At 53.1% G+C, this 16,078-nt stretch carries 19 protein-coding genes; 18 read left to right on the top strand and 1 reads right to left on the bottom strand.

Annotation, left to right across the window (positions count from 1 at the left end; genetic code table 11):
- A partial coding sequence (locus ABD76_RS22345) for a helix-turn-helix domain-containing protein (RefSeq protein WP_197254405.1) occupies positions 1-463 on the bottom strand: 463 nt, incomplete at its 3' end.
- Positions 464-559: 96 nt separating this feature from the next.
- Here ABD76_RS22345 and ABD76_RS22340 point away from each other — a divergent pair.
- The 18 genes from ABD76_RS22340 to ABD76_RS22255 form a co-directional block, all read left to right on the top strand.
- On the top strand, positions 560-1,159 hold the full coding sequence (locus ABD76_RS22340; protein ID WP_197259274.1) for a DUF4367 domain-containing protein: 600 nt from the start codon (positions 560-562) through the stop codon (positions 1,157-1,159).
- Between the two features lie 86 nt (positions 1,160-1,245).
- Positions 1,246-2,649, top strand: a complete 1,404-nt coding sequence (locus tag ABD76_RS22335; RefSeq protein WP_338125177.1) for an ABC transporter substrate-binding protein — start codon at positions 1,246-1,248, stop codon at positions 2,647-2,649.
- An 89-nt stretch (positions 2,650-2,738) separates the two neighbouring features.
- Entirely contained in the window at positions 2,739-3,323 is a 585-nt protein-coding gene (locus ABD76_RS22330; protein ID WP_197259272.1) for a sigma-70 family RNA polymerase sigma factor, read from the top strand.
- Positions 3,281-4,315, top strand: a complete 1,035-nt coding sequence (locus ABD76_RS22325; protein WP_197259271.1) for a hypothetical protein — start codon at positions 3,281-3,283, stop codon at positions 4,313-4,315. Before ABD76_RS22330 ends, ABD76_RS22325 begins: the two co-directional genes overlap by 43 nt.
- Before the next feature lie 125 nt (positions 4,316-4,440).
- Positions 4,441-5,262, top strand: a complete 822-nt coding sequence (locus ABD76_RS22320) for a DUF4367 domain-containing protein (protein ID WP_197259270.1) — start codon at positions 4,441-4,443, stop codon at positions 5,260-5,262.
- Between the two features lie 204 nt (positions 5,263-5,466).
- Positions 5,467-6,759: a UDP-N-acetylmuramate--L-alanine ligase gene (gene murC / locus ABD76_RS22315; RefSeq protein WP_197259269.1), complete on the top strand. Its 1,293-nt coding sequence runs from the start codon at positions 5,467-5,469 to the stop codon at positions 6,757-6,759.
- A 65-nt stretch (positions 6,760-6,824) separates the two neighbouring features.
- A complete protein-coding gene (locus ABD76_RS22310) occupies positions 6,825-7,229 on the top strand; it encodes an immunity 22 family protein (RefSeq protein ID WP_197259268.1) in 405 nt (134 codons plus the stop codon).
- Between the two features lie 205 nt (positions 7,230-7,434).
- Positions 7,435-8,256: an arylamine N-acetyltransferase gene (locus ABD76_RS22305; RefSeq protein ID WP_197259267.1), complete on the top strand. Its 822-nt coding sequence runs from the start codon at positions 7,435-7,437 to the stop codon at positions 8,254-8,256.
- Positions 8,257-8,260: 4 nt separating this feature from the next.
- Entirely contained in the window at positions 8,261-8,773 is a 513-nt protein-coding gene (locus tag ABD76_RS22300; RefSeq protein WP_197259266.1) for a DUF6886 family protein, read from the top strand.
- A 187-nt stretch (positions 8,774-8,960) separates the two neighbouring features.
- Entirely contained in the window at positions 8,961-9,248 is a 288-nt protein-coding gene (locus ABD76_RS22295; protein WP_197259265.1) for a DUF5316 family protein, read from the top strand.
- 440 nt (positions 9,249-9,688) lie between these two features.
- Entirely contained in the window at positions 9,689-10,606 is a 918-nt protein-coding gene (locus ABD76_RS22290) for a metal ABC transporter solute-binding protein, Zn/Mn family (RefSeq protein WP_197259275.1), read from the top strand.
- A 1-nt stretch (position 10,607) separates the two neighbouring features.
- Positions 10,608-11,336: a metal ABC transporter ATP-binding protein gene (locus tag ABD76_RS22285; RefSeq protein WP_197259264.1), complete on the top strand. Its 729-nt coding sequence runs from the start codon at positions 10,608-10,610 to the stop codon at positions 11,334-11,336.
- A gap of 2 nt (positions 11,337-11,338) precedes the next feature.
- A complete protein-coding gene (locus ABD76_RS22280) occupies positions 11,339-12,268 on the top strand; it encodes a metal ABC transporter permease (RefSeq protein ID WP_197259263.1) in 930 nt (309 codons plus the stop codon).
- Between the two features lies 1 nt (position 12,269).
- The gene (locus ABD76_RS22275; RefSeq protein ID WP_197259262.1) at positions 12,270-13,151 is read left to right on the top strand and encodes a metal ABC transporter permease; all 882 of its coding nucleotides are present in this window, start codon (positions 12,270-12,272) and stop codon (positions 13,149-13,151) included.
- A 258-nt stretch (positions 13,152-13,409) separates the two neighbouring features.
- Positions 13,410-13,730, top strand: coding sequence for a hypothetical protein (locus ABD76_RS22270; RefSeq protein WP_197259261.1), 321 nt, complete (start codon positions 13,410-13,412; stop codon positions 13,728-13,730).
- A 173-nt stretch (positions 13,731-13,903) separates the two neighbouring features.
- The gene (gene hisC, locus ABD76_RS22265) at positions 13,904-14,968 is read left to right on the top strand and encodes a histidinol-phosphate transaminase (protein ID WP_197259260.1); all 1,065 of its coding nucleotides are present in this window, start codon (positions 13,904-13,906) and stop codon (positions 14,966-14,968) included.
- 143 nt (positions 14,969-15,111) lie between these two features.
- A complete protein-coding gene (locus ABD76_RS22260; RefSeq protein WP_197259259.1) occupies positions 15,112-15,579 on the top strand; it encodes an NUDIX domain-containing protein in 468 nt (155 codons plus the stop codon).
- A gap of 203 nt (positions 15,580-15,782) precedes the next feature.
- A partial coding sequence (locus tag ABD76_RS22255; RefSeq protein ID WP_197253959.1) for a transposase occupies positions 15,783-16,078 on the top strand: 296 nt, incomplete at its 3' end.

The raw sequence follows: 16,078 nt of genomic DNA, 5'->3' as shown, positions 1-16,078 counted from the left end.
TCGCGTTATCCACGTAGTGATGCAGGATCCGCCATAAGCGTGTATCGTGCTCTCCTACAAATCGACTGATTGCATTCATCGGCATATCCTTGGCTAGTGCAATAATGAGTGCATCAAAGTGCAAGGTAAAGTAATGCTTCGGTTTATCCAGTGCCCACGGCACTTTAACCCGGGTAATGGAATTGCACTTGCCGCAATTCGTGCGAGGATGTTCGGCATGGATGTAGCATGGATACTCAAAGAAGTTGAGATGACGCCACGTACGATCATGGGTCGCGATATCTCGAACCGGTTGATCAGGCTCCCCGCAATTTGAACATGGGAACAATGCTCGCTTACGAAATTTGACATACACATCAAGTTGCTTGGCTTCAAGGCTAAACTCTACACGATCAATGTACCATGGTTCGGGAATATGAAGCAGTTCCTCAAGTTGACCTTCATTTAAATTTGCTGCAAACATATGAAAACACCTGTCCTCTACTGGGTTCTTAATTCCAGTATCGACAAGTCATTGCATTTATAACGGCGAAGAAGCAACAAAAAGGACGAGGAATTGATGGCGCTCTATGATCCTTCCGACGGACTGGTCATGTTTTATGAAGGCATGTTCAAGCTGAAAACGTACAAAGAATTTACGAAGAAGCAAGCTCAATACAAGGGCCCGGCTATCCCGGAACCAGGCGGGCTGCCGGACGGCTACCGGTTCAAGTTCGGGACGGTTCACTCTCAATATCCTCGATATATTGTTAGCAAGGAGTATAAACAGCTTCAGCAAGAACTTAAAGCGGAGGCGGCAGAGAAAGGAGAACGGTATTACTTCAAGAAGCTGGATTGGGATACGTCCAATCGCTCTGAATTGACTTACGAAAAGGATAAAAACTATCTAAAGATTATCGCGGAATATATTGAAGAGCTGCCCGAGGGGGTTACCCTATTGCCTGAAAAAGGAGTAAATCGGGAAAAGCTCGAAATCGGCGGAACCGAAGCGGCATATGTGACATATGCGGATAAGAAAAAGGGAGCCGATCGTCTGGAGTGGAACAGCGGCGACGGTACCGTCAAGTTCCGGATCACTTCGTTCGGAAGCGGTTCCGTCAGCAAAGAAGAGATGATTGCGGTCGCAGAAACGATCATTGCCGCAAAGGCGAAAAAATAGGCAGCTTCACATGTGATGGAAAATAATAACTATAAATACAGAAACACAAATGATTTCGAATCTCTAAATAAAGAGGATGACGGTTGATGAGACGTGGAAAGCTGGCCATCGTGATGCTTGTTCTTCTATCTCTGCTGGGCGGTTGCCTGGGGCAGAAGCCTGTACTGGAGGAGTTGGGCAAAGACGGCAGCGGGAAAATAAAAATAATGTACGACAGCGAAGAAGCCTTTTATAACGATTACGGGAATCAATTTCTTATTAAGTACCCCAATATCAAATTCGAAGTCGTAAGTACCGGTGAAATAGACGAAGAACAGAAGGCCAAGGGCATTTCCTATCAGGAAGCACTGCTTCATTTTGTCCAGAAACATATGCCGGATGTCATTATTGCCAATCCCTCCACCCATGAAGCATTGGTGCAGGAAGGCAAGCTCTATAATTTGGAGGCGATTATCTCCCAAGAGAGATTCGAATTGGAAGGCTATATGCCGGGCCTTTTGGAAATGCTGCGGGAACTCGGGGGCGGCTCGCTATACGGGTTGGCCCCCTACTTTTATGCCTCCATCATTTTCTATAACGCCGATCTGTTCCGGGAGCATGGCATAGAGCTTCCGCGCAATAAGATGACCTGGAAAGAAACATTAGAATTGGCCGAACGCTTTGCGGGGATCGGTTCCGGTGAAAATCAAATCTATGGGTTTACCGAAACGATAGGGTCCGGTCACAATCTGCTTTTTAAAATCGCAGAGACCCTGTCCCAATGCGTACTTGATTCCAGAGGGGAGAAGGTCACCTTCGAGACGAAGGGTTGGAAGGAAGCGCTGGAGCTGACCGCCCACGCTAACCGAAGCAAGGCGGCTTATACGATGCCGCTGGAGCCTGAAGGAGAAGGGCCCATTGCTTTGGAGCAGGGAGAATTGTTTTTTAGCGGGAAAGCCGCAATGGTTATGGCCTCCTTTTGGTTCGAGCCCTCTTTCCGCTATCGGTTCGCCAATGATAAGGAATCGTCGGCATTCGATTGGGGGATGGTCACGGTGCCTATCGATCCGTCTTTTCCCGATGAGACTCCGCATACAAGCATGCCAGAAATTTTCGGAATCACGGCAGATTCCCCGAACAAGCGGGCAGCGTGGGAATTCGTCAAATACGTCAATGGCCCTGAAATGGAAAGGGCAGCTTCTCGTACGCCAGGCGGCAAACTGTCAACCCGGGTTAACTTCATAAAAGAAATTGACGGGAAGAGCGTGGAGCCTTTGTACATGCTCAAGCCGAAGGTAACCAGCAGAACGGTCTGGGGAGGAGAGAAGGGCGGGTTCCCTTATCCCTTCTATGCCGCCATGACGAACTTGATAACGAGGGAATTGAAGGCGATGGTCGAGAACGGCAAGTCTGCCGAGGAAGCGGCGGCGGCCATTCAGCGAGAGGGCGAAGCGGCCCTCAAGCAAGCCCGGGAGACCGAGAAGGCGAAGCGGGAAGCCGAGAAGAAGTGAGCGGCTCTTTTCCGATGAAGGGACGAGAGATGACAGAAGAAGGGTGTTATGATTGCGGCAAGATAGATAGAGAGAGGAGGGTCTATCTTGTGGACAGCATTGAAGAGAAGGTATTTCAGGTTCAGGCCGGGGACGTGCAGGAGTATGCCTGCATTGTAGAGAGATTTCAGCGGCCGCTTTACCTGTATTGCACCCGTCTGCTCGGGAACCGGCATGAGGCGGAGGATGCGGTGCAGGAGGTGCTGGTAAAGGCCTATGAGAAAATCCATTTGTACCGACCGCTGGTCACCTTTTCTTCCTGGCTATACAAAATCGCGTATCACCACTGTCTTAACCTGCTGCGGCGCCGCCAGCTACAGCGCAAGATCATGCGGCTCTTTCGCCAGGACGATCGGACGCCAAGCGCGGAACAGATGTTGACAGACGAATTGTTCGACGAACCGCTCTCTCTGGCCTGGCTGTCCTTGTCGGGCGAAGAGCGCAATCTGGTTGTGCTGCGCGTATTCGAGGAGAGAACATTCGATGAAATCGCTGTTATTATGAAAAAAAATAAGGAAGCCGTGAAGAAAAGATACGGACGTGTCAGACAGAAATTGAAGAAGGTAATAGGTGAGAGCGAGGTGAGCGGGATATGCGTCAATGCCGCGGCGGCCATGAAGCTGAAAAGAAAATAGCCGAATGCTTCAAGCCGGATCCGGCCGCTTCTTCCTTCGATGTGCGCGATCAGGTGATGAAGCGGGTATACCGGATTCATAGAGATCGGCAAGCGAAGGGAAACCGGAGCCGCCGGATGACCCGCAGGACGTTCCTGATCGTGACGGGCATTATCGTGGCGTTGACCTCCCTTACCGGCTTTGCCGCAACCCGATATTTTCAGATCGTCAATGAAAAAGGGAGAGCAGTAATTAAAACGTTGCTCTATCCCAAGAAAGAAGAGGAAAACCGGAAAAATGAATCCGTTGAAGAATATTATCGGAGGATGAAGGAGTATTGGCGGCAGATCGAGAATCTCGCCCGACCGGGAGAAATTCTCGCTTATTATATTGATGATGATGTGATTAACAAAAATAATACATTAGACAAAGTAAAAATCATTACGGAACCGCTCCGGTTCAAGAGCTACAATCAGTTTCTTCGGCAGGTGCCGGAGAAAATGCGAGCGCGGATCGTGCTTCCGGAACGTCTGACGGACAGCATTCGTTTTGTGGAAGGACTTGTGCACGCCGATCAACATTTTGGCGAAAAGCCCGCAGACGCATTTGCAATATCAGCTGAACTTGCCGAGCAATTCGAACAGGAAGTGAAAAAAAACAAGGACGGCCGGAAAATATTCACGAAGCCGCTGCCATGGTTCCCGGGTACCGCTGTCACCATCATCTATAGCGACGGGCAAAGCAAGCTAGACTTGTATGCCGCCAAATTAACGGGTATCAACCGGGTTGAAACCCCCGTCACTTCTGATATGAAGGTAGAGAAAATCAAGGTGAACGGCCGCGAAGTCATCTTCCGGGATGCCACGGCTTCTGACGAAATAGGCATTAAGTATGACGCGCAGTGGTATGACGAAAAGAACAAGTACTACTATTCGCTAGGGGGCGATAAAGAGAGCAAGCTGTCCAAACAAGACTTCATGGAAGCGCTGGAGGCGAGCGTAACCAAGCCCTAAGCCGCTTGAACTCGTTCGGGACAGCGGGTTTTATCCTTTCTTATGTCCCTTTTGCCAGGCCAGAAGGGTTATATCTGGTGAAGTCGAAATATGAAACGGGCAGAGGCCCGAAAGGAGAAGGTACGATGTTAGCTAAGAAAATCGTGGCTGCCGCCATGGCCAGCATGCTGTTGTTAAGCGCTGTGACAACCGGAACGGCGGGAGCGGCAACCGCCGCGCAGCAGTCCAAGTCCGCCAAGACCGAGAAGAAGGAGGCGGCCGCCGCTAAGCCGCCGAAATTCAAAAAGCGGGGGGACGTTGACGACTGGGTGTACAAGCATAAAAAACCGGAGGAATTGTATGTCTTGTACGAGGCCACTGACGGTCTTCTAACCTATTTCATGGGGGCCCATGAGGCGAAGACCTATAAAGAATTCGCACAGAAGCAATCCAAATATAAAGGGCCGGCCATTCCGGAGCCGGGGGCCCTGCCGGATGGCTATCGGTTTAAGCGGGGAGTGGTTAGTAAGGTAGAACCTATGCTGTTTGGCAAGGAGTATAAGGAGATCGTGGAGCAGTTGAAGGCCGAGGCGGAGAAGCAAGGGCTAACCTACTATGTGAAGAAGATGGATTGGGATACGGCCAACCACTCCTTTGTGGGCTACAGTAAAGGAAAAAACTCGATTGGGATCTATGCGCAGTATCACGAGGAGATGCCCAAAGGCATGACCCGGATGAAGGAAAAGGGAACAAGCGAGGAGAAAATCGAAATCGACGGAATTCAGGCGCTTTATGTGACCTATTCCGACACAAAGAGCGGAGGCGATGATCGCCTGGAGTGGCTGAGCGCCGACGGCAAAGTCGACTTCAAGATCATGGTAACCAAAGGCAGCGGCATCGGGAAGGAGCAATTGATCGAGATCGCGAAATCAATTATTTCAGCCTCCTCAAGCAGCTCAGAGAAGTAAAATAGAATAAAGAATAGTTTACCTACCGCGGGCACCGGCATTATGCCGGTGCTTTTTTTGCATATAAGTGGCAAATGAAGGGAATACATTGGAAACGGGAGCGCAATTACGTATAATGTCTGTATGCGCACACGTAGGCAAGCGCATATTTTGTATAAATACATATACTGTACAACAGCGTGTAATCGTAATAGGGAGGTCACAATGGGCAGCTATCATTTTATTGGGATAAAAGGAAGCGGAATGAGTGCGTTGGCACAATTGCTGCACGATCTCGGACATCGGGTTCAAGGGGAAGATGTCGAGGAGGCGATTTTTACACAGACCCCTTTGGAGGCACGGAATATCCCAATATACGCTTTCGGTGAGGCACCGCTCGCGAACGACATGATCGTCATTGCATCGAATGCCTTTGATGATGCGCATTCGAGCTTGGAGCAATGCCGAAGACAGGGGTTGACCATCCAGCGGTATCACCATTTCCTGGCGGATTGGATGAAAGATTATACAAGCATCGCGATCACCGGATCGCATGGCAAGACAACGACGACGGGGATGCTGGTGCATGCGCTCGGCTCCTCCTGGCCGACCTGCAGCCTGATCGGAGACGGGACCGGGTCCGGTACGGCCGACGCCAGATATTTTGTCTTCGAGAGCTGTGAATATAAGCGGCATTTTCTGGCCTATAAGCCGGATATTGCGATAATTACGAATATTGATTTTGATCATCCGGATTACTTCCGGGGGGTAGACGATGTGAGACATGCTTTCGAGGAGATGACCGCTACCGTCGGCAAGCAGATCGTCGCTTGCGGAGATGACGAGCAGGTGCGATTGCTTCAGTCCGCGAGGCCCATCCTCTTTTACGGGTTCGGAGATCATAATGAATTGAGGGCTGATTCCATCTCCGTGCATGGCGAAGGCGTCAGCTTCGATGTTATCTGGCAGGGGGCCAAGTTGGATCGGTTCACGATCCCGGTCTATGGGCGCCACAACGTGCTGAATACGCTCGCCGTCATCGGCGTCGGGCTCGTGCTCGGGCTGGATATGGCGGAGATTCGGCACCGCCTGCTTTCCTTTGGGGGGGTGAAGCGGCGCTTCACGGAAACGGGATGGAAAAGCAATATCGTCATCGACGATTACGCGCACCACCCGTCCGAGATTCGGGCGACGCTGGACGCGGCCCGCAGCAAATATCCGGATCGGCGCATCGTCAGCGTGTTCCAGCCGCATACCTTCACCCGCCTGGAACGGTTGATCGATGACTTCGCCGCATCGCTGATCGCCGCGGACGATGTCTTCCTCTGTCCGATTTTCGGCTCGGCGCGCGAGCGGGCAGGCAGCGTATCGATAGAAAATCTTCGCGATCGGATTCCGCAGGCGCAGCTTCTGTCCGAGAGCTCCATCGGCCAACTGGGCTCCTATGAGGATTCGGTCCTCGTCTTCATGGGGGCGGGCGATATCCAGAAGTACCAGAGACGGCTTGTGGAACTGTGACGAAGGCAGGGCGGATTGGGAGTTCCGCCCTGATGATTCGGTAGGTGGAGAGGGGGAAAAGAGGCATGAACGAAGCGGAAGCTTGGGAGCAGCCCGGCATCGTGTCCCTCTGGGCGGGACGATGCGACTCGGAAGAAGAGCTGGAGCGTTACTTGACGTATACATACACGGAGGACGGAGACGGCATCGAGCCTCCGTTCGCCGCTGATTTTCGCATCTTTTATTTCGACGACGATTTCCGGGAAGCGTATCTCGCGGATAGGCCCGGCGTCGGGCTGGCAGACCTGCTGGCAGGCTGTTCCTATGAAGAGATAGTGATTCCGCGGTTCATGCAGCTTCACCCTGAACCGTTCCCGGAGGAGCGGAATGCGGTGATTCTGCTGTATAATTTCGCATATCACGGTCAAGTGCGGCATGCCGCAAATGAACGGTTGTCCTTCGAATATATAGGCTCGGTCGGGTATGAATGACCAGGCTGATATCCAGACTCTTTTATCCCTCGTATGGGATAGAAGAGTCTTTTTTTGCCAGGAGGGCGGAAATGGGATATTGTATAGGAGAAGTAAGGAATAGGGATAGAGCCTGTTCATTGCAGGTTCGGATGGACGATTACTGTAAGTTCGAATCGCCGATCATAGCCGTGATCGACGATCAAAAATGGAAGGGGGAGAGATCATGGAAGCGGCAGCGCTCGTTGAGCGGTTTTTGGCTTATGTGGAGGTGCCGCGGAGCGAGGCGGACTTGACTCTGCTGAACAAGCTGATCGATCGGTTCCAGCGGAAGGTGCGCTGGGAGAATTTGACCAAGATCATAGATTACGAGACGGGCGCCGCGAGGAAGCAGTTCATTCCTCCTGTCGATGTCTATGTCAATCGCATGGTGACGCAGGGGTATGGCGGCACCTGCTGGACGATAGCCATCGGCTTCCACTGGCTGCTGCGGCAGTTGGGCTATAGCGTGCATTATCTGTACATGGATCCGGGGCATCTCTGCTTGCGTGTGGATCTGGATCAGCCGTACTATGTCGATCTCGGTTACTGTGCGCCTTTGTTTCAAGCCTACCCGGTGCACCAGTCATTCGTTGCCGCGGACCACAGGGAGACGTTCACCTATACCGCGGCGGCGGACGGAATTACGATCGTTCGGCAGCCGGGTCCGACGAAAACATTACATCCCGAGCCAGTCAAGCTGGAGGATATGGTTCCGTTCATCAACCGTTCGAATGATTGGAATACGTCGCCGATGCTGCGAGAGCTGCTCATATTTGGTTATATTGAAGACATTCCGACATCATTAACCAACGGAACGCTGAAGCAGCATTTCCCGGACCGGAAGCTCGAGCGGGAGCTCGGTCCGAATGAGCTGAAGCATTGGATTACAGACAAGTTCGGGATGGACTTTGCTTTGTACGAGCAGGCCAGCGGCATCTTTCGGCGCAGACGGGCCCAACTGGACGGAGGCGGGAACCAAGACGGATCAACAAAGAGCGAGGAGTGATGCAATGCTGTACCATTTCAGCGAAGAATCGGACATTAAGCGGTTCGTCCCGAGGGAGAACCCGAATCGCGAAGGCTTTCCTGCGGTCGTATGGGCGATTGATGAGGAACATCAATTTACTTATTTTTTTCCGAGGAACTGTCCCCGGATTGTTGTCAGGGATGCACCGGACATGAGCGAGGAAGACCGGGGACGATTTTTCGGTCAGTCGCTGGCCAATACGATAATTACGATCGAGAGCCGGTGGTACGCCCGCGTCAGGGACTGTACGATATACCGGTATGCATTCGAGGAAGACCTGTTCGAGCTCTATGATAAGACGGCGGGGTACTATATTTCCTCCGAGATTAACATTACCGTTGCGGTTACCCCCTTGAACAACCTCGTCGACAGGCTGCTGGAGCTGGGAATCGAGCTCCGGGTGACGCCGAATCTGTATCCGCTTCATGACGCGATACTTCGCTCCTCCTTTCAGAGCTTCGGCATACACCGCTTCAATCAGGCCCTCAAGCCATGACCTGACTTCTGTCCGGCATGAATTAGATAAGCTTGCAAAGTCCCTGAATCGTTTTTTTGTCCTGACCTGGCTGCTCGATAAATACGGGTCGAACCGAATCCGCTCTCTTTGCGTATTAACTAGAAAAGATGATTCCAACCGGAACAGATGGGTGGCGGAAGCATCTTGGCAGAGGAGCGATGAGGAAATGAAATATTTCGGATTGGCATGTATCATAAGTCTGCTAATAACGGCACTTGCGTATGCGAAGGGCGGATGGGAGCTGGCGGCGGAAGCGAATGCGTGGCCGGGGGGAATCCTGGTGATTCTCGCGGCAATCCTATCCGGGATAATCATAAGCGGGGACCGGTCGCGAGCCAACTTCCACTCCAGCCCAACGGAAGAAGTGCGCGCCCGTACGCAATGGTCCTGGATCGCGTTCATATGCTCGATTCCGTTTTTGGCGGTGACCATTGTATATTTTATAACAAAATAGGCGGGGTTCGCTATTGAGGCCTTCATTCACGGGAATGAAGGCTTTTTGCTGTTGGGGTGCAGAAGGAATGCGAACGCTGCCCGCGGAGCATGAAGCGAATCGAGAATAGATACGGTAGAAAAATAATTATTTTCGTCAAAATAAGTTGGATGCAGGAAAACCGAAAATAGCGATTAGGTGGGAAATCCGCGTTACATAAGGGATTTTCATGGAAGACCTCACTGAAAATGAGAAATGAAAGAAGATAACGGCTCTAAATGTAGAAAATTAGGCTCTTGACAAATAAATAAACGGAAACTAATTTTATACTTAGCATTAAAGTTGCACTAGGTGAATTTTCTTGCCCTCACGCATAACGAAGAAACCAGTGCTGCATGCAAACGATGGAGGAGGAATAGGAAGTGAAGCAGGGCAAAATTCGAGGGAAGCTATTGAGCGTCATGATCTTGGCGCTGTCGATCATCGTATCGGCATGCGGTAACGGACCAGAGAAGCCGGCGGCTGCAGCGCGGGAAGGCAAAATCAATATCGTTACGACGATTGCCCAAATCGCGGAACCGGTATCGGTCATCGGCGGGGATCGGGTAAATGTGCAGAGCTTGATGGGCCCGGGGGTGGATCCGCATTTGTACAATGCCACACAGGGAGATATTCAGAAGCTGGAGAGCGGGGATATCGTGCTGTACAGCGGTCTGAATCTGGAAGGCAATATGGGAGAGGTGTTCGAGCAAATCGGCAAAAAGAGGCCTGTACGGGCCGTGGCGGAAGCGATTCCTGCCGAACGCTTGTTGAAGGACGATGCGGGGGCGATCGATCCGCATGTCTGGTTCGATATTGAGCTGTGGAAATTGGCGCTCGGCGCGGCGACCGAGGAGTTGAAGCGGTATTCGCCGGATGATGCCGATTATTTTGAAGCGAACAAGGCGAAGTATTTCGAGCAGCTGGATGGGCTTCAGGAGGAATCGAAGAGCAAGCTGGCGCTCATACCGAAGGAGAAGCGCGTCCTCGTCACGGCGCATGACGCGTTCGGCTACTTCGGGCGGATGCACGATATGGAAGTGGTCGGTCTCCAGGGACTGAGCACGGAGGACGAGATCGGCATTTCCGATATCGATGACACGATTGCGATTTTGCTGGAATACCGGATTCCCGCGGTGTTTGTCGAGAGCAGCATCAACCAGAGCTCCATCAAAGCCGTCATCGAAGGAGCGGCGAGCAAGGGGCTTCAGGTCAAGCTGGGCGGGGAGCTGTTTTCGGACGCGATGGGAGATGCAGGGACGCCGGAAGGCACATATCTCGGAATGTACCGCCACAATGTGGAGACGATCTATCACGCATTGACAGAGAGAGGTGAGTAATATGTCCGTACTCAACGTGCAGGGCGTAACGGCTTCCTACCGCAAAAATAAAGTGCTTCACGATGTCGCTTTTGAAGTGAATCAAGGCTCGTTAACGGGAATCGTCGGTCCGAACGGGGCGGGGAAGTCGACGCTGCTCAAGGTGATGCTGGAGCTGCACCCGAAGCTGTCCGGCACGGTCTCTTTCTTCGGATCGACCCTGGCGAAGATGAAGACGCGAGTGGGCTATGTGCCGCAGCGCGGATCGGTGGATTGGGATTTCCCGACCAATGCGTTGGATGTGGTGCTGATGGGCCTGTATGGCAGGATCGGCTGGCTCCGATGGCCGGGCCGCCGCCACCGGGAGCTGGCGATGGAATCATTGGCAAAGATGGGCATGGCCGATTATGCGGAACGCCAAATCAGTCAATTGTCCGGCGGACAGCAGCAGCGGGTGTTCCTCGCCCGGGCGCTGGTCCAGGATGCGGACCTGTACTTCATGGATGAGCCGCTGGCCGGCGTCGACGCCGCGACGGAGACGGCGATTATGACGACGCTCAAGGAATTGAAGCTGTCCGGGAAGACCGTGATGGTCGTGCATCACGATCTGCAGACAGTAGAAGATTATTTCGACCATGTCCTGCTGCTCAACCGGACGGTTGTCGCTCACGGGAAGACCGGAAAGGTCTTCACCAGGGATAATGTGCACAGCGCCTACGGCGGAGCGCTGCGCTGGATGAAGGAGGCGTAGGCATGATCGACGGATTGTTGTCTCCGAACGCGCAGTGGGTGCTGTTCAGCACGCTGATTCTGGGGATGGCATCGGGGATGATCGGATGCCTTGCCTATTGGAAGCGGCAAAGCCTGATGAGCGATGCGCTCTCCCATGCCGCATTGCCCGGAGTCGTCATCGGATTCGCCGTCATGGGAAGCAAACATTTGCCGGTCATGATCGCCGGAGCGGCCGTCAGCGCGCTGCTGGGGGCCAGCCTGATTCAATGGATACGCTCCACCAGCCGCGTGAAGGAGGACACGGCGATGGGCATGATCCTGTCCGTATTTTTCGGATTTGGAATCATGCTTCTCACCATCGTCAATCGGACCGGGGGCGGCAATCAGAGCGGGCTGGACAATTTCATATTCGGTCAAGCGGCATCGATGGTCCGCAAAGACGTGTACACGATGCTCGGCGTCGCACTGCTCGTCATGCTCGTCGTCATCATCGCTTTCAAGGAATGGAAGCTGTTCCTGTTCGACGCGGATTTTGCCGCGGGACTGGGAATGTCGGGCAGGCTGATGAATGCCGTCTACTTGACTGTGCTCGTGCTCGTCATCGTTATCGGCATCCAGGCCGTCGGCGTCATTCTGATGGCCGCGCTGCTCATCATTCCTTCAGTCAGCGCGCGTTACTGGACGCATTCCTTCAAGCGGATGGTGATCCTGTCCGCTCTCTTCGGCGGCGGCTCCGGCTTCTTCGGAACCGTAGCCAGCACGTTGGGCAAGGGATGGCCGACCGGCCCGTTCATCGTCGTCGCGTCCTCCTCGCTGTTTCTCATATCGCTCGTATTCGGCGCCCAAAAAGGACTGCTCGTGAAATCCCTTCAGCTCCGTGCCCAGAAAAGATTGCTTGCCCGCTCCTGGACGGGGAAGCCGCTCGGCAGCGTGTTCGAGGAGGGGAACTGACATGAGCTATACAGCATGGATTTTATTGACCGCCTCCTTGGTCGGCATGTCTTGCGGATTGGTCGGCGCCTTTCTGATTCTGCGCCGAATGGCGATGATGGCCGACGCCATCAGTCATACCGTCCTGCTTGGGATCGTAACGGCTTTTCTCATCACCCGGCAGTTGAGCGGCGTTCATATGCTGATTGGCGCGATTATTGCCGGACTGCTGACCGCCGTGCTGGTGCAGTGGTTCCATTCCCGGGGCGTGCAGCAGGACGCCTCGATCGGTGTCGTCTTCACGACGCTGTTCGCGATTGGCGTGATCCTGATTGCGACGCAGGCGGGCAATGCCCACCTGGATGTGAAGCATGCGCTGATGGGGGAGATCACGTTCGTGCCATGGAACACGGTCGACCTGCCCGGGCTCGGGTCCGTACCGGAAGCGACGCTGATTCTCGGCATCGTGCTGCTGGTTGTGCTGATTGCGATATTGGCATTCTATAAAGAGTGGAAGATTACGACCTTCGATCCGGCGCTGGCCGCAAGCATCGGAATCCCGGTAGCGATCATGCACTATGTGTTCATGGGACTGGTATCGGTGACGACCGTCGCTTCATTCGATGCGGTCGGAGCGATTATGGTTGTCGCCATGCTGATTACGCCGGCGGCGGCCGCGTATTTGTGGACCGACCGCTTGTCCGTCATGCTCGCGCTAAGCTCTGCTTTTGGGATACTTTCCGCGATCGGAGGTTACTACGTTGCGGTATGGCTGGACACGTCGATATCCGGTTCGATGGCCTTCGCCACCGGCATTGTATTCATGATTAGTTTTATCGGCTCGCCGAAGCACGGGCTGCTCTCGCGCTATGTGCGTCCCGATGCGGTTGCTGAAACCCGGTAGAACAACTGGATTTGCGACTTTGGTCCGATATCAATACGGGGAAGGATAAGCCAGAGGGCATCAAGCTCTCTGGCTTTGTGCGTCTTATTGCTCTGTTGGTCCTGATGCCAATGTCTCACAAACCGGGATTGCGGAGCGGCGTCTACTATTCTATGATGAAGACAGGGAAAAAGTGGGAAAGGCGAGAACATGCTCCAACGGCATCTTTTGGGATGCGGCCGGTCTCGAATCAAAAATGCGGACTCGGGAGGGAGAACCTTGTATTACAAAATATTCCGCTACTACATCGATGCGTCGCGGACGCAAGCCTATCATCAACTCATGGCGCGTGCCGACGCAGTATACCGGGCGCATATCGATTATGCGCTGCATTATGCTCCAAGCGCCGATGAACCCGGCCTATGGATAGAGATTCAGATCTTCCCGAGCGAACAAGCCTATCGGGATGCGGCTGGGGATCTGTATCGGGATCCGGAACTGGACGCGCTCTATGAACAGTTCCTCACTTTGTTGGATCCGGGCCGCTCATCTATTCAGGAAGAGACATATTCGCATGATATCGGGCGCGAGGGACGTTGATTCAAGCCGCTGCGGATGGACTGTCCACCTGTTAATGAAGGAAGCTGGGGGACGATCAATATATTTAATTGGATTAAATAATTTGATTTACAGAAGCAGATGCCGCTCTTATCACGGTGCGATGCGAGCACATCGTGGGAAGATTCGACGAGATAAAGGAGAGAGAACCGTGCATGAGCAAATATTGGAGCGAACTGACAAGGAGGCTTGTTCCCTATGTGCCTGGGGAGCAGCCTGAGGATAAAACCTATATCAAGCTGAATACAAACGAAAATCCGTATCCTCCATCTCCCCGTGTGCTGGCTGCCATCCAACAGGCGGCTCAGGCGGATCTGCGCCTGTATCCGGATCCGGCGTGCCGGGAGTTAAGGCAGGCCGCGGCGAGACGGCTCGGACTAAGCGAGCGGCAAGCGTTCATCGGCAATGGCTCCGATGAAATACTCGGTTTTTCCTTCGCCGCATTTTTTACGCCGGGGGCTCCGGTTCTGTTCCCGGATGTTACCTACAGCTTCTACAAAGTATATGCGAATTTATATGGTTTGTCGTATGAGACAATCGCCCTGGATGATAAATTTCAGGTGCGGCTGGATGCATTTCATCCGGAATGCGCGGGAGTCGTCGTCCCGAATCCGAACGCGCCGACAGGGAAATACGTTCCGGTCGATGCTTTCCGCCCGCTGCTGGCGAAGCATGCGGATCACGTAGTCATTCTCGATGAAGCTTATATTGACTTTGGCGGGGAATCCGCCGTGAAGCTCATCGATGACTATCCGAACCTGCTTGTCATTCAGACGCTGTCCAAGTCGCGGTCGCAGGCCGGCCTCCGGGCAGGCATCGCTTTTGGGCAGGAAGACTTGATCGAAGGATTGGAACGCGTCAAAAATTCGTTCAATTCCTATACGCTGGACCGATTGGCGCTCGCGGGCGCGGCGGCGGCGCTGGAGGATGAGGATTACTTCCGGGAGACTTGCCGGAACGTCATCCGGATGCGGGAATGGACGGTCAAGCAGCTCGAAGAGCTGGGGTGCTCCGTAATCGAATCGAAGGCGAACTTCGTCATGATGACCCGTCCCGAGATTCCCGCGAAGCGGCTGTTCGAGGAACTGCGCGAGCATGGCATATTAGTCCGGTACTTTGCTCAGCCCAGAATCGACAATTATTTGCGAGTATCAATCGGAACGGATGAAGAAATGAAGCAATTTATCGATGCGGAGCGGAAAATAGACGGTATAATATAATTAATGACATTAATCATAAATGTGATTAATTCATAGGCGCGGTTTGATGCCGACAGGGCGGAGCGCTTGCAGGCATCGATATGCAACGGCTTGCCGCATCCGCTGCGCAACGCCGAAATATACAAAGATAAAGGGTGGAAAATGTGGCAAAAAGCAAAATCATCGTGACCGCGGGAGCGATCATCCGCGATCGTGCCGGCAGAGTGCTGCTGCAGAAGCGATCGGATTACGGCAACTGGGGGCTGCCCGGGGGCGGCATGGAGCCGGGAGAAGCGATCGAGGACACCATGATTCGGGAAGTCTATGAAGAGACGGGGCTTGTAGTCGAGCAGTATGAACTGTACTCGATATACAGCGGCGAACGGATGCACTATACATACCCGGACGGCAATGAAGTCGTGTTCGTCATGTTCCTGTTCCATGCGGCAGTGAATCTGGAAGGGAAGCTGGAGGAAGACGGCAAGACGCTGCGTTTCCGGGACGAGGCGGGGGAATCGACGGCGCTGGAATTCAAGCGTCTGGAGCAGATCGATACCTCGCAGATCAGCACCGTTCAGCGGCCTGTCTTCGAGGACTTGCTGCTGAAGAAGAGCGTTCTGCTTCGAAAATAAGGATTTCTTGGCCATCCAAGCGTGTATGCGGGATGGCTTTTTTGATCCGGAAGGAGATGGCCCGTGCCGCAAGCAAATGGAGAACGCATGATCCTTCCTATCGGGCGTCTTTAGAAGTCTGGTGAAAAAGTCCGCTTAAACAGGTCTTTCCCACGGTTTTGTCGAATTTGTACTGTAACAAATAATCGAGAGAGTGATTGAACATGAAAGCCTATAAGTCATCGGCTGTCCAGCCTCAGATGTTTCAATTCGTGGATATGGATGAACTCGTGCCGAAAAAGCACATCCTGCGTCAAATCAACGAGGCGCTTGATTTATCCATCGTCCATGATTGGGTAGCGCCGCTATATACGGAACGCACCGGTCGCCCGGCGGCTGACCCGGAGCGAATGGTTCGACTGATGCTGCTTTCGTATTTGTTCAACCACTCCGAACGGGAATTGTATCAACTGCTGCCCATGCATGCGGGCTATTTGTGGTTTTGCGGACTGGATTTCGA

The sequence above is a fragment of the Paenibacillus dendritiformis genome (genome assembly GCF_015845845.1).
Classification (GTDB): domain Bacteria; phylum Bacillota; class Bacilli; order Paenibacillales; family Paenibacillaceae; genus Paenibacillus_B; species Paenibacillus_B dendritiformis_C.
The sequence above is the reverse complement of the archived record's forward strand: the minus strand, read 5'-3'. Positions and strand labels throughout refer to the sequence as shown.